Origin of the sequence: Agrobacterium sp. InxBP2 (genome assembly GCF_026191755.1) — a bacterium.
GTDB lineage: Bacteria > Pseudomonadota > Alphaproteobacteria > Rhizobiales > Rhizobiaceae > Agrobacterium > Agrobacterium pusense.
The window spans coordinates 282803-296984 of sequence record NZ_JAINDY010000034.1; the positions used below are offsets into that span (position 1 = coordinate 282803).

Sequence of the window (14182 nt, forward strand, 5' to 3'; positions counted from 1 at the left end):
ATCTTTCCCCTTCCGGTCTTTCTGCCGGTGTGTGCGCTAAAATAAACATCTCTGCCCGTGATTGAGTCAATGAAAAAATGAAGAGAAAATTTCAAAATTCCATTTGACACCCGCCATAATGTGAAGAATTCTTTTCGCCGTTAGGGAAGACGGTTTTCCGGGTGGGGTACGTGCATGACGGTGCGTTCGCGGTTTTTCACAGAAGCGGAAGGGCAGGCCGTTGGCATCGAGAATGCCGGTGCGGCGGGCGATGTCCTGCTCGTCTGCGAACATGCTTCGGCCACCGTCCCGCAAAGATTAAGCACGCTCGGCCTGTCGCCCGAGGTTCTTTCAAGTCATGTGGCATGGGACCCCGGCGCTCTGGCCGTTGCCCGTCTGCTTTCGGAGAAGCTCGACGCGACGCTCATTTATCAGAGGTTTTCCCGCCTGGTCTATGATTGCAACAGGCCCCCCGAATCGCCGTCCGCCATGCCGGTAAAAAGCGAAGTATATGATATTCCGGGCAATTTCGACCTCACCGAAGCGGAGCGGTTTGCCCGAACGTCAGCGCTGTATGTGCCGTTTCACGACCGGGTGAGCGAGATCATCGCCGAGCGGCAGGCGAAGGGCCGCAAGGTGGTGGTGGTGACCATCCACAGTTTCACGCCGGTTTATCACGGCCGGTTCCGCGAGGTTGAGATCGGCATCCTGCATGATACCGACAGCCGTCTCGCTGACGCCATGCTGACAGGCGCCGAAGGGGCCTCGCTCACGGTCAATCGCAACGATCCTTATGGCCCGGAAGATGGCGTGACGCATACGTTGCGACTCCATGCGCTGCCGGACGGGCTTTTGAACGTCATGATCGAGATCCGCAACGATCTGATCGCCGATGAAGGAGAGCAGGCGAACATCGCCGCATTTCTACACGAGCTTATGGGGAAGGCACTCGCATCGATCGACGAGTGAGGGAGCAGGGGCCGGCCGATGGTGAACACACCGGGGTCAGGCATCGAAGGGAGACTGCCGCCATCCGGTCAAAGAAGCCGGGAAAACGAAGCGGTACGGGAACAGCAGATGCGTGCGGCGCGATCCGGGAGTTTCCTGATGGCGCCGAAGACTGGGGCACAATCGGCCAATAACGGCTGACTGGCTTGTTTTTTTCTTATCAGGAGAGAAGGGCATGGACAGTTCATCGTCAGGCGTCAGCTACAAGAAAGCTGATGCATCCTATTTCGAAAAACGCGGACTATCCCGTTATGCGGGCGTGTGGTCGCTCTGGTCGCTTGGCGTCGGCGCGGTCATATCAGGGCATTTTTCCGGATGGAATTTCGGTTTCTCCACCGGCGGCTGGGGCGGCATGCTGGTGGCGGGCATCATCATCGCCATCATGTATCTCGGGCTGACATTCTCGATCGCCGAAATGAGCCCGGCGCTGCCCCACACGGGTGCGGCCTATTCCTTCGCCCGCACGGCCATGGGCCCCTGGGGCGGCTTCATCACCGGTCTTTGCGAGAATGTTGAATACGTTCTGACGCCGGCGGTCGTCGTCACCTTCATCACAGCCTATGTGAACTCCATTCTCGGCCTCGATCCGGCCTATTCACCTTTCGTGTGGATAGCGTTTTACGCGATATTCCTTGCGCTCAACGTCTTCGGGCTCGAGCTTTCCTTCAAGGTGACGCTCGTCATCACGCTGATTTCGCTCGCCGTTCTGGTGTTCTTCTGGATCAGTGCCATTCCCAATATCGATTTTTCGCGTTTTGCGCTCAACATCGGCGTCGGACCTGATGGCAAGGCGGTGGAATTGCCGGAGGGCGGTGGCTCGTTCTTCCCGTTCGGTTTTTCGGGCGTTCTCGCCACGCTGCCTTTCGCGGTCTGGCTGTTCCTCGCCATCGAGCAGCTGCCGCTCGCGGCTGAGGAATCCGTCGATCCGAAACGCGACATGCCGAAGGGTATCATCCTTGGCATGGTCACGCTGATGGTTTCGGCCTTCATGATCGTGCTGCTCAACCCGTCGCTGCCGGGCGTCGGCGCCTTCCATCTCAGCTCCTCGCTTGAGCCGCTGCTTGATGGCTTCAAGGCGATCTATGGCGATGGCGGTGTGGTGCTGCTCGGTCTCGTCGCGCTTACCGGCCTCATCGCCAGCTTCCATACGATCCTCTATGCGCAGGGCCGCCAGATCTATTCGCTGTCGCGTGCGGGTTATTTCCCGACGGTGCTGTCGATCACCCACTCGAAATACCGCACGCCATACGTGGCCAACATCACCGGCGCGATCGTCGGCCTTGCGGTCATGCTGGTCATCTGGTTCGCGCTGGGTGCGGAACAGGGCGGCAGCATCATCGGCAGCGTGCTTTTGAACATGGCTGTGTTCGGCGCGATGTTCTCCTACATCATGCAGGCGATTTCCTTCATCCTGCTCCGCAAGAACCTGCCGCATATCGAGCGGCCGTTCCGTTCGCCCTTCGGCATTCCAGGTGCGGTGCTGACTGTCATCATCGCCATCGTCACGCTGCTTTACCAGATCCAGGATCCGAACTTCACAAAGGGCGTGCTCTGGGTCGCCGTCTGGTTTGCGGTCGCCATCGCCTATTTCGCTTTCATCGGCCGTCATCGCCTCATCCTCTCGCCGGAAGAGGAATTCGCGCTGGAGCACAAGCAGGCTGCCATGGCAGCGGCGGCTGCAAAGGCCTGATGCTTAAACAAACGGGCGGCCGCATTCCGGCCGCCCGGTCACGACAATAAAGGGAACGGATAAAATGACGAGCTACACATTTGACGCGCTTAAAATGGATGTCGCCGAAGGGCGCATCGACACGGTTCTGGCCTGCCTTGTCGACATGCAGGGGCGTCTGATGGGCAAACGGTTCCAGGCTGAATTCTTCGTCGAAAGCGCCTTTGAGGAAACCCATAGCTGCAACTATGTGCTTGCCACCGATATGGAGATGGAGACCGTTCCCGGTTACAAATCCTCCAGCTGGGAGAAGGGTTACGGCGATTATGCCCTGAAGCCCGATCTTTCGACGCTGCGCCGTGTGCCGTGGCTGGAAGGCACGGCGCTGGTGCTGTGCGACGTGCTCGATCATCACACCCACGAAGAGGTTCCGCATTCGCCGCGCGCACTTCTCAAGAAGCAGGTGGCTCGGCTGGAGGCCATGGGGCTGAAGGCCTATATGGCGACCGAACTTGAATTCTTCCTCTTCGACCAGACTTTCGACGCGGCGCGCGCCAGCGGTTACAAGGGGCTGAACCTCGCCAGCGGCTATAATGAAGATTACCATATCTTCCAGACGACCAAGGAGGAAGATGTGATGCGGGCGCTGCGCAAGGGCCTGCAGGGGGCCGGTATTCCGGTTGAAAATTCCAAGGGCGAAGCGTCCGCGGGGCAGGCGGAAATCAATGTTCGTTATGCCGATGCGCTGACCATGGCAGACAGGCACGCGATCATCAAGAACGCCACCAAGGAGATCGCGTGGTCCAAAGGCAAGGCCGTGACGTTCCTCGCCAAGTGGAACTACAATGCCGCCGGCAGTTCCTCACATATTCACCAGTCGCTGTGGAGCCTTGACGGGAAGACGCCCGCGTTCCTGGACAAAGATGCGGAGCACGGCATGTCGCAATTGATGCGGCATTATGTTGCCGGGCTGCTGGCCCACGCCAGTGAAATTACTTATTTCCTCGCCCCGTACATCAATTCCTACAAGCGTTTCATGGCGGGTACCTTCGCGCCCACAAAAGCGATCTGGAGCCTCGACAACCGCACGGCGGGATATCGCCTCTGCGGCGCCGATACCAAGGGCATCCGCATCGAATGCCGCGTGGGCGGCTCCGATCTCAATCCCTATCTCGCCATGGCCGCCCTGCTTGCAGCAGGCATTGACGGCATCGAAAATAAACTTGAACTTGAGCCCGAATTTGTCGGTGATGCCTATGGCGGCAAGGACGTGCGCGAGATACCCAAGACATTGCGTGACGCCACCGCGTTTCTGGACGGATCGAAAATGCTGCGCAGCGCCTTCGGCGACGATGTGATCGATCATTACGTCCGCGCCGGGGCGTGGGAACAGGAAGAATACGACCGCCGCGTGACCGACTGGGAAGTGGCGCGCGGTTTCGAAAGAGCCTAATCATTACGGGAAAACATCATGACCATGATCCAGAATATCTCGCCCATCGACGGCTCGGTTTATGCCGAGCGGGAGGCGATGTCGCTGGAGGCGGCACGGGCCGCCGTTTCAAAGGCGCGCAAGGCGCAGAAGGACTGGGCTCGACGCCCGCTTGAGGACCGCGTTCAGCTGGTTCTGAAAGGTGTCGCACGCCTCAACGAAATGGTGGACGAGGTCGTTCCGGAACTTGCCCATATGATGGGCCGTCCGGTGCGCTATGGCGGCGAGTTCAAAGGCTTCAACGAACGCTCCAACTATGTCGCCTCGATTGCAGCCGATGCGTTGGCGCCGCTCGTCATCGAGGAAAGCGGCAATTTCGAACGCCGCATCGAGCGTGAGGCGCATGGCGTGGTCTTCGTCATAGCGCCCTGGAACTATCCTTACATGACGGCGATCAACACCGTCGCGCCGGCTTTGATGGCCGGCAATACGGTCGTCATCAAACATGCGGCGCAGACGCTGCTGGTCGGCGAGCGCATGGTGCGGGCTTTTGTCGAGGCCGGTGTGCCTGACGATGTCTTCATCAATGTCTTCCTCGACCATGGCACGACCTCGGCGCTCATTTCCGAGGGCCTTTTCAACTTCGTCAACTTCACCGGTTCGGTGGAAGGTGGCCGCGCGATCGAGCGCGCCGCTGCCGGCACCTTCACCGGTCTAGGTCTTGAACTCGGCGGCAAGGATCCCGGTTACGTCATGGAAGATGCCGACCTCGATGCCGCCGTCGATACGCTGATGGATGGCGCCACCTATAATTCCGGGCAATGCTGCTGCGGCATCGAGCGCATCTACGTCAACGAAAACCTCTATGACGCCTTTGTCGAGAAGTCGGTCGCGTGGGTGTCGAACTACAAGCTCGGCAATCCGCTGGAGCAGGAAACCACGCTCGGGCCGATGGCCAACAAGCGTTTTGCCAAGGTGGTTCGTGCGCAGATTGCCGATGCCGTCTCGAAGGGGGCCAAGGCGTTGGTCGATCCAAAGCTGTTCCCTGCCGATGATGGCGAAAGCGCCTATGTCGCGCCGCAAGTCCTCGTCAACGTCGATCACTCCATGGAGTTCATGGCCGAAGAAACCTTCGGCCCGGCGGTCGGCATCATGAAGGTGAAGAACGATGACGAAGCCATCGCGCTGATGAACGACAGCAAATACGGGCTGACCGCTTCGCTCTGGACACAAGATGCCGCCCGTGCCGGGCGCATCGGCCGCGAGATCGAAACCGGAACCGTGTTCATGAACCGCGCTGATTATCTCGACCCGGCGCTTTGCTGGACCGGTGTGAAGGAAACGGGCCGTGGCGGTTCGCTCTCCGTCCTCGGTTTCCAGAACCTGACCCGTCCGAAATCCTACCATCTGAAGAAAGTCACGAAATGAATATCGTCGCCAACTGGAGCTATCCCACCGCCGTCAAGCTTGGCCGTGGCCGGATCAAGGAATTGGCGGAAGCCTGCAAGACGCTTGGTATCAAGAAGCCGCTTCTCGTTACGGATCGCGACCTTGCCAATATGGCGATCACCGCGCATGCGCTGGATGTGCTGGAAGAGGCGGGTCTCGGCCGGGCGATCTTCGCCGAGGTCGATCCGAACCCGAACGAAATCAACATGGAAGCGGGTGTGAAAGCTTATCGCGATGGCGGCCATGACGGCGTCGTCGCTTTCGGCGGCGGCTCGGGCCTCGATCTTGGCAAGACCATCGCCTTCATGGCCGGGCAGACCCGCCCGGTCTGGGATTTCGAGGATATTGGCGACTGGTGGACCCGCGCAGACGCCTCAAAGATCGCGCCCATTGTCGCTGTTCCAACGACGGCCGGCACCGGTTCGGAAGTCGGTCGCGCCAGCGTCATCACCAATTCGCAGACGCATGTGAAAAAGATCATCTTCCATCCGAAGCTCTTGCCCGGTGTCGTCATATGCGATCCGGAACTGACGGTTGGTATGCCGAAAGTCATCACGGCCGGCACGGGCATGGATGCTTTCGCCCATTGCCTGGAGGCCTATTCCTCGCCCTTCTATCATCCGATAAGTGCCGGTGTGGCGCTGGAGGGCCTGCGTCTCGTCAAGGAATTCCTGCCGCGCGCCTATAAGGATGGCACGGATATCGAAGCGCGCACCAACATGATGGCGGCGGCGGCCATGGGGGCGGTTGCCTTCCAGAAGGGCCTCGGCGCCATCCATTCGCTCTCGCATCCGATCGGCGCTGTCTACAACACCCATCACGGCATGACCAATGCCGTCGTCATGCCGGCCGTGCTGCGCTTCAACCGTCCTGCCATCGAGGACAAGATTGCCCGCGCCGCTGCCTATCTTGGCATTTCCGGCGGTTTCGACGGCTTTTATGACTATGTGCTGGAGCTTCGCAAGGAACTCGGCGTGCCTGAGAACCTCACCGCCATGGGCATCAAGCCGGATCGTATCGACGAACTGGCGGCGGAAGCGATCAAGGACCCGAGCTGCGGTGGCAATCCGGTGCCGATGACGCTTGAGAATACCAAGGCACTTTTTGAGGCTTGCTTTTAAGGAGTTACCTTTGATCGCCAGGTTTGTGAGAGGCTGAGAGGGTGCCGCTTGTTTCTTCTCCCCGGCGGGGAGAAGAAACCTGCGGCGACGCTGTACCCCGCATCGGTGCCGAGCGACCATACGACCTCTAATCCATGAAGCCCGCGACGCCATCGCGGGCTTTTTGTTCCGCGGCGTAATCGTTATTAGCGTTTTATTAACCCTGTTCGTTAAGATTATGGAAAGCACCATGAAGTGCGTCGGTGCGTGAATGAGCATGAAACGGCTCTGACAAACAGGGGGTATCATGTCAGTCATCACTTTCGCCAATACCAAGGGCGGCGCCGGAAAAACCACGGCTGTGCTGCTTCTGGCGACCGAACTCGCCCGTAGCGGCCATCGGGTGACGGTTCTGGATGCCGATCCGCAATTGTGGATTTCCCGCTGGTACGAACTCTCGGGCATGGTAGAAAACCTGTCAGTGATTTCGCATGTGACGATGGCTTCGCTTGAAGGCCACATTCGCGAAAACCGGGCCAATACAGACTGTTTCATCATTGACCTGCCCGGCGCAAAAACGCCGCTTTTGACCATGGCGCTCGGTATTTCCGATCATGTTCTGATCCCGGTACAGGGATCGGCCATGGATGCGCGTGGCGCTGCCGAAGTTCTCGATCACATCGAATTCCTGAACCGCAAGATGGGTAAGGCGATCGCCCATTCCATCGTGCTGACACGGGTCAACGCCATGGTGGCAACGCGTTCGCTGTTGCTCGTCAAGATGCTGCTGGCGGAAAAGAACGTCTCCGTGCTCAACACGGCGATTGTCGAGCGGGCGGCCTATCGCGATATTTTCGACTATGGCGGCACGCTTCTCTGTCTGGATGGCAAGAAGGTTAGCAATATCGACAAGGCGGTAGAAAATGCGGCGGCCTTTGCCGAGGAAGTCATCAACCTCCTGCCGAAAAGACTTCCGAGGCGCGTTGCGCACCTGGCACGTCTCGTGACACGCAGGGCTGCCTGACCTCGCGTTGCGAATCCCGCCCGGTTGCGGCGACGGTGCGACGGTTTGGTGAAATGGGTTCCCCACCAAAATGCGGAGAAGAGGCGGCCTTTACGAGGCGCTCCCACGTCCTCTTCATGGCGCGAAATTTTTGCTTGATTTGGAAATGATCGTTTCCTATATTCCGCTCATGAGCAATTTCAGCCAGCCCCATTCCCCGGAACAGCGCCATCGCGGCAGACCGCGCGAGTTCGATCTTGAACGCGCGCTCGATGGCGCGATCAAGGTATTCTCGCGGCGCGGTTATCACGCCACCTCGGTAGGCGATCTTACCGATGCGATGGAGCTGGCCCAGGGAAGCCTCTACAAGGCCTTCAAGGATAAGAAAGCCGTCTTCATCGCGACGATGGAACGCTACAGGATCATACAGACCGAGCGTTTTGAGGCAGCTGTGGCCGGTTTCGACACCGGTTATGAGCGGCTGAGAGCGGGGCTGATGTTTTACGCCGAACGATCCCACGGCGGTGTCGGCTCAGACGGATGTCTGGTGGTTGGTGCTGCTGCCGATCTGGCGGCACTGGACGACGACATCGCCGTTGTGGTCGAGAGGGCCGTGAAGGCGAGGGAGCGGATCATCGCCCGCCTCGTTGCCGAAGGGCAGAGGGATGGTTCCGTGCGGTCCAAGGCCGATCCCGATGATCTTGCCCGGGCGATGCTGTGCATGATGTACGGTATGCGCGTGGTGGGAAAGACAGGGCGGAGCCTTAAAGACATGGTGGCCGTGGTGGATATTGCCATGAGGCTTGCCGAGTAATTTTGTGAATATTTAGGAAACGATTGTTTCCATATTGGAGAAAATGATGACGACGCGTGTAATTGATGGGGATGATATTCAGGCACCATCCATTTCCCCGGCTTTGACTTTCCTGCTGGCGACAGCCTGCGGATTGATCGCGGCCAATCTTTATTATGGTCAGCCGCTTGCCGGCATCATCGGTGCGGAGCTTGGTCTTTCCGCTGGCGCGACGGGGCTGATCGTGACCCTGACACAGATCGGTTACGGTGTCGGTCTGCTGTTTGTCGTGCCGCTCGGCGATCTCGTGGAAAACCGCAAGCTGGTCGTCGGCTCCGTCTCCATGGCGGTTCTTTCCCTTGCGGCCGCAGCATTCGCGCCACATGCGACGCCGTTTCTGATCGCAGCCTTCCTGGTAGGGGTCAGTTCGGTGGCGGTGCAGGTCATCGTTCCCTATGCGGCCCATATGGCGCCGCACGCCATTCGCGGGCGGGTGGTCGGCAATGTCATGAGCGGGTTGATGGCCGGCATCATGCTGGCGCGGCCGGTTTCCAGCCTTCTGTCGGAAGTTGTCTCCTGGCGCGGTGTGTTTCTGACGTCTGCGGCCGTCATGGCGCTTCTTGCCGTGGTGCTTTTCCGGCTCCTGCCGACCCGTATGCCTGAAGCGCGGCTGAGCTATGGCGCCTTGATGGCTTCGATGGGCCGGCTGGCGCTTCACACGCCGGTCCTGCGGCGGCGGGCGATCTATCATGCCTTTCTCTTCGCGGCCTTCAGCCTGTTCTGGACCACGACGCCTCTTTATCTGAGTGGGCCGCATTTCAATCTCAGCCAGGGTGAGATCGCACTCTTCGCACTGGCTGGTGCGGCCGGCACCGTCGCCGCCCCGATTGCCGGGCGGATGGCCGATCGCGGATGGACGCGGGCGGCGACATTCTTCGCACTGCTGGCGGTAGCACTCTCTTTCGCCGTCACGCATCTTGCGCCCGAGGGATCGCATCTGGCGCTCGCCATTCTTGTCATTGCCGCAATCGTTCTGGATTTCGGGGTCACCACCAATCTGGTGCTCGGGCAGCGGGCGATCTTCACGCTGGGGGCGGAATTCCGCAGCCGCCTGAACGGCATCTATATGGCGACATTTTTCATGGGCGGTGCAATTGGTTCCGCCGTTGGCGGCTGGGCCTATGCGGTTGGCGAATGGCAAGCCGCCTCCTGGATCGGCTTTGCTCTTCCGGTAGCCGCGCTGCTATATTTCCTGACGGAAAAGCGCGACTGAAACGTCATAACTAAAAAAGCCCGGACCACCGGGCTTTTTCCTTTTCTCCCAGTCGATTTATTCCGCGAATTCGACCACCACACCGGGACGGACCATTTTCGCCAGTTCGGTGGCATCCCAGTTGGTCAGGCGAATACAGCCATGGCTGTTCGTCTTGCCGATCTTCGAGGGTTCCGGCGTGCCGTGAATGCCGTAGGTCGGCTTCGACAGGGCGATCCAGACCGTGCCGACAGGACCGTTCGGGCCCGGCGGGATCTGCAGGATCTTGTCGTTCTGACCCTGCTTGAAGTTGATCTTGGGATTATAGGTGTAGCCCGGATTGAGCGCGATACGCTCTACCGTATGGGTGCCGCTTGGCGAGGGCGTGTCCGTGGAGCCGATCGTGGCGGGATAGGCGGCAATCAGATTGCCGTCCTGGCCATAGGCGAAGACCTGCTTGATACCTTTGTGCGCAACGATGCGGGCGACCTGCCCCTTCTTCGCCTCGCCGGGATTGACGACCTTGATGATGGTGCCGGGCACGGAGAAATCGACGCCGGGGTTCAGCTCTTTCAGATAGTTCTCATCCATATGGAAGCGTTCGGCCAGCGCTTCCGAGGTCGACGTGAAGGAAAGGGCAGGAAGCTGCGATTTCTCGGCATAGTCGTCCGGGATGGAGGCCACGTAGGGGCCGGCGGCATCGGCGGCGGTGATCGTGTAATCCACAATCGGCATGCCGCCCGAGGCGCGCAGGCGTTCCAGAATGTCTTCTGAATTGTTCGGGTCGAGCTTTTCGCCCGTCATGTCCTGCCAGGCGGCTATGGCCTTGTTGACATTGTCGCCCATCTTCCCGTCGATCACGCCGGGGGAGATGCCCTCGCGGTCGAGGAAGGTCTGGAGCGCGACGATTTCCTGGCGGGAACGGTTGACCGGCGTCGTTACCGGCGTATGCCGCTCGATCAGGTGGTCCGGTTGCGGAACGGCGGCCGTGGTGCTTTCTTCCGGCATCGGCTGGCCGAGCGGGCCGCTTTCCACCGCGCCGGGGGCTGGCACGGAACCGGTGTAGAGATTCTCATCGGAGCCGTCGCCGCGATATTCGCGATAATCGCGCACGTTGCCGTTGTCCTGATAACCGTAGTCGCGCGGCGGCTCACGATACTGGCCACCGGGGGCGGGTGGATAATAGGTGGTGTCGCGCTGGCGTACCTGCTGCCGCTGCTGGTAGCCGGAGGGCATTTCGGTGGCCAGCAGGTTGCCGTACTGGTCGTAGAACACGGTACGGCCCATCGCGTCACGGCTGATGACGATGTCGCCACGTTCCGGCATGAAATCGAGAACGCGGCCATCCGGCGTAACCAGCATGGTCTGTTCGCCATAACGCTGCTGCGCGCCAGCCTGTAGCGGAGCGAAAATCGACGCCACGGCGATCGTCAGGCCCAGAGCTGCGTTAAGAAACTGTTTCACGATTCTGCTATCCCTTGCTTCGTCACCGATAAACACACCGTAATCTTGACCCTATTGTGAAAAAGGTGAATTCGCGGTTAATGCAATCTTAATTTCCGTCACGGTTAGTAGCGTTTCCGTGAACCATGCGTTTTTACTGCCACAGGGAGGTTGTCTTGCGTTCGTTTCAGGCTGGCAGATCGCCACGCATTTTCCTCGATGAGACCTCCGTTTTCGATATCGGCGCCTGCGTCGTCGATGGCATAGACATCGCGCCCGGCCGCGCCATTCCCGATGATGGCGATGCGCGTATCGACCACTCGCTTGAAGGCTTTCTTTTTACCTGTGGTCCCGATCATATCCGTCATCCCGAACCGATTGATGGTGACCGCGAGGGGCGTCGATATCCCTTGCATGGCTCCTTCTCCTCGCATCCCGCAACGATCACCGCGTTCGATGTTCTCGAGTCCAATGCGCTGGCGCGCGTCGAGGTTCCCGTGAAGCTTGCGGATGGCGGCACGGCGCTGCTGGAACGGACATGGAAGATCGATGGCGAAAGCGGCGAGGTCAGCCTCGATGACAGGATCGTCAATACGTCCGGGCGGCAGATTCCAGTATTCCTGATGTACCATATGAATGTCGGCGCCCGCCTGTTTGACGATGCGGTGCGGCTTGAAGGCGCAATGCTGGATGGCGGCGGCCATGGCTGGCGTTTTGGCGAGGAGCCGGGCACTGTTTTCTGTGTCTCGGCCGGCAAGACTGAATGGGCGGAATTGAAACTCGGCCCGATTGCGGCCATTGGCGGGAAGACGCTCACCGTGCGTTTTCGCACGGAGACGCTGCCCTATCTGCAGATGTGGCGCAACCAGCAGGCACCGGCGAACGTGCTCGGCATCGAGCCGGTTTCGCATCGCTGGGTGGGGCGTAGCGAGCTTGAGGCAGCCGGTGAGTTCAATATTCTTCAGCCGGGCGAAAGCCGTTCCTTCGGTCTGCGCTTTTCCATCCTCTGAGCCGTACCGAATGAAGACCGGGCATCATTGACGCATGGGATTTGACCGCTTACATCGGATGCGGATTTCTAGATCGTTTTGGCTTTTCTTCGAATCGCCAAAACGATCTAGCTCTTTGATTTTACGCGTTGTCCGGACGTAAAAGCGTTTCCGCTTTTACTGGAAACGCTCTAAGGATGACGGCCAGCAGCGCGGACGCCGGTTTCAGGAGGCATGACATGGATATCAGGCGCATAGACGACGAATATTCGGTAACTGGACAGATCAGCGTCGCCGATCTGGATGAGATCAAGGCACTCGGCTTCAAGTCGATCGTCTGCCACCGCCCGGACGGCGAAGAAGACGGTCAGCCGCTTTTTGCCGATATTGCCGAGCGTGCAGAGCAGCTTGGCCTGACGATCATGCATGTGCCGGTCGGCCGCTATGGCGTCGACGCCGATGCCGTTGCCGGCATGGTGGATGCGCTCGATGAATTGCAGCGCCCGATGCTCGGCTATTGCCGTTCCGGCGCGCGCTCCACGGCGATCTACGAAAAGACCCATCACCTGCGCGGCTGATTTTTCGCGCATCATTCTATTTTTCAAGTGCCAATCAACAGGAGTTTTCCATGACCATCAAGCGTATCGAGCCGGGCAAGCGCATGAGCGGCGCCGTCGTTCACGGCAACACCGTTTATCTGGCCGGCCAGGTTGGCGAAGGTACGAGCGTGACGGAACAGAGCAAGTCGGCTCTCGCTGAAGTCGACCGCCTGCTGGCCGCTGTCGGTTCCGACAAGTCGAAGATCCTGCAGACCATCATCTACCTCTCCGACATGTCCACCTTCGGCGAAATGAACGCTGTCTGGGAAGGCTGGATCGACCCGGCAAACCCGCCGGCCCGCGCCACCAGCGAAGCCGCGCTGGCAACGCCTGATTACAAGGTTGAATTCATCGTCACCGCTGCTCTCTGAGCATCAGTCTGATCTTCAAGAAAAGGCCGGGTCGCGGAATGCGGCCCGGCCTTTTTGATGGGATGGGGTCAAAAACTCGCCCCCGTCATGCCGGGCTTAACCCGGCATCCAGCCACGGCGCGTCTGCGCCGTGAAAAGAGTCTTTCGCGATCAAGGACTTGATCGCGCTGGACCCCGGATCTAGTCCGGGGTGACGGCGCGGCGCGGCGACATGGCCACAAAATGCCAAGTAGAAGCAATTTTCATGTTTTTTGAATCGCTTGCGTCCGTCACCTCACCGGCGAAGCAAGCGCCTTCTCAAACTGCTTCAGCGTCGTCACCCGCTCCGTAAACCAAAGCCGGGCCAGATCGCTGGCCGAGGCGAAATCGATACCATCCGGATCGATGGAGGTGATCGTCCATCGGCCAGCCTTTGCGCCAGCTAGAACGGCGAGCCGAGCTGCTTCGCCCTTGATGGCGTTAAGGCGGGTCGCTTCGCTTTCCGCCGCCGCCATCAGTTCTTCTGCGCCTGACAGATCGGTCCGCAGATCGGCGGGGATGATATTGCTGTTGTTGCGGGCCGGGCCGCCATTAATCTGCACGCCTTCCGTCCGCAGCCGGTAAAGCCTTGTGTCGGGAAGGGAGAGATAAAGTTTCGCTTTGGGGTAGCGGGCAATGTAGCGCGCGATGGCGATCGGCACTTCATCCGGGCTGATTTGTTCCGCCCTGCCCACCAGTGTCAGGCGCGGCAGCGTCAGCGCGTCACCCTTGCCGAAAGGGGCGAGTGTCAGCGAGATACGAGAATCGCTTTCCATATTGCGGGCGTGCAGCGTCAGCCCGGCCGCGAAGAAGAACGGCGTGCCATCCGGCTCGATGCCGATATTGGTCGCGGTTGTATAGGGATAACCGCTGACGGGATCGAGCGTGGCGAGTGCTGCCGTGCGGGACGTGTGCAGCACATCGCGGGCCACGCGCACTGCCTCGAAAGGCGCGCCGGCCGAGGGCTCGATCTTCGCGCCGCGTGGGGTGATGACGGGAGGGGCTGTATCCGGCATGGCGTTTCCTAAGCTGTGAGTCACAGTCAGGATTTACACCATGCCGAAGCCATGTCCATGC

At 59.6% G+C, this 14182-nt stretch carries 13 protein-coding genes; 11 read left to right on the plus strand and 2 right to left on the minus strand.

Annotation, left to right across the window (positions count from 1 at the left end; genetic code table 11):
- Nucleotides 1-174: 174 nt before the first annotated feature.
- The 8 genes from K7A42_RS23165 to K7A42_RS23200 all read left to right on the plus strand — a co-directional run bounded on the left by K7A42_RS23165 (nucleotide 175) and on the right by K7A42_RS23200 (nucleotide 9706).
- A complete protein-coding gene (locus tag K7A42_RS23165; protein ID WP_006697732.1) occupies nucleotides 175-948 on the plus strand; it encodes an N-formylglutamate amidohydrolase in 774 nt (257 codons plus the stop codon).
- Nucleotides 949-1162: 214 nt separating this feature from the next.
- Nucleotides 1163-2677 (plus strand): amino acid permease, encoded by a 1515-nt coding sequence (locus tag K7A42_RS23170; RefSeq protein WP_022556629.1) that lies wholly within the window; start codon nucleotides 1163-1165, stop codon nucleotides 2675-2677.
- Between the two features lie 64 nt (nucleotides 2678-2741).
- Nucleotides 2742-4109, plus strand: a complete 1368-nt coding sequence (locus K7A42_RS23175) for a glutamine synthetase family protein (protein WP_022556628.1) — start codon at nucleotides 2742-2744, stop codon at nucleotides 4107-4109.
- Nucleotides 4110-4127: 18 nt separating this feature from the next.
- The gene (locus K7A42_RS23180; RefSeq protein WP_282455949.1) at nucleotides 4128-5516 is read left to right on the plus strand and encodes an aldehyde dehydrogenase family protein; all 1389 of its coding nucleotides are present in this window, start codon (nucleotides 4128-4130) and stop codon (nucleotides 5514-5516) included.
- Nucleotides 5513-6658 (plus strand): iron-containing alcohol dehydrogenase, encoded by a 1146-nt coding sequence (locus K7A42_RS23185; RefSeq protein ID WP_282455950.1) that lies wholly within the window; start codon nucleotides 5513-5515, stop codon nucleotides 6656-6658. Before K7A42_RS23180 ends, K7A42_RS23185 begins: the two co-directional genes overlap by 4 nt.
- 286 nt (nucleotides 6659-6944) lie before the next feature.
- The gene (locus K7A42_RS23190) at nucleotides 6945-7661 is read left to right on the plus strand and encodes a ParA family protein (protein ID WP_004442847.1); all 717 of its coding nucleotides are present in this window, start codon (nucleotides 6945-6947) and stop codon (nucleotides 7659-7661) included.
- Nucleotides 7662-7806: 145 nt separating this feature from the next.
- On the plus strand, nucleotides 7807-8454 hold the full coding sequence (locus tag K7A42_RS23195) for a TetR/AcrR family transcriptional regulator (RefSeq protein ID WP_282455951.1): 648 nt from the start codon (nucleotides 7807-7809) through the stop codon (nucleotides 8452-8454).
- A 46-nt stretch (nucleotides 8455-8500) separates the two neighbouring features.
- The gene (locus tag K7A42_RS23200) at nucleotides 8501-9706 is read left to right on the plus strand and encodes an MFS transporter (RefSeq protein ID WP_282455952.1); all 1206 of its coding nucleotides are present in this window, start codon (nucleotides 8501-8503) and stop codon (nucleotides 9704-9706) included.
- Between the two features lie 57 nt (nucleotides 9707-9763).
- Here K7A42_RS23200 and K7A42_RS23205 read toward each other — a convergent pair whose 3' ends face one another.
- Nucleotides 9764-11149 (minus strand): L,D-transpeptidase family protein, encoded by a 1386-nt coding sequence (locus K7A42_RS23205; protein WP_006697737.1) that lies wholly within the window; start codon nucleotides 11147-11149, stop codon nucleotides 9764-9766.
- A gap of 155 nt (nucleotides 11150-11304) precedes the next feature.
- On the opposite strand from K7A42_RS23205, the gene K7A42_RS23210 reads away from it, so the two are divergent.
- The 3 genes from K7A42_RS23210 to K7A42_RS23220 all read left to right on the plus strand — a co-directional run bounded on the left by K7A42_RS23210 (nucleotide 11305) and on the right by K7A42_RS23220 (nucleotide 13087).
- Complete coding sequence (locus tag K7A42_RS23210; protein WP_282455953.1) at nucleotides 11305-12138, plus strand: aldose 1-epimerase family protein; 834 nt, start codon at nucleotides 11305-11307, stop codon at nucleotides 12136-12138.
- Between the two features lie 218 nt (nucleotides 12139-12356).
- Nucleotides 12357-12695, plus strand: a complete 339-nt coding sequence (locus tag K7A42_RS23215) for a TIGR01244 family sulfur transferase (RefSeq protein WP_003522797.1) — start codon at nucleotides 12357-12359, stop codon at nucleotides 12693-12695.
- A gap of 50 nt (nucleotides 12696-12745) precedes the next feature.
- Nucleotides 12746-13087, plus strand: a complete 342-nt coding sequence (locus K7A42_RS23220; RefSeq protein WP_037089854.1) for a RidA family protein — start codon at nucleotides 12746-12748, stop codon at nucleotides 13085-13087.
- A 269-nt stretch (nucleotides 13088-13356) separates the two neighbouring features.
- Here the strand turns inward: K7A42_RS23220 and K7A42_RS23225 are convergent, their stop codons facing one another.
- Nucleotides 13357-14121, minus strand: coding sequence for a HugZ family protein (locus K7A42_RS23225; protein WP_037089855.1), 765 nt, complete (start codon nucleotides 14119-14121; stop codon nucleotides 13357-13359).
- Nucleotides 14122-14182 lie beyond the last annotated feature (61 nt).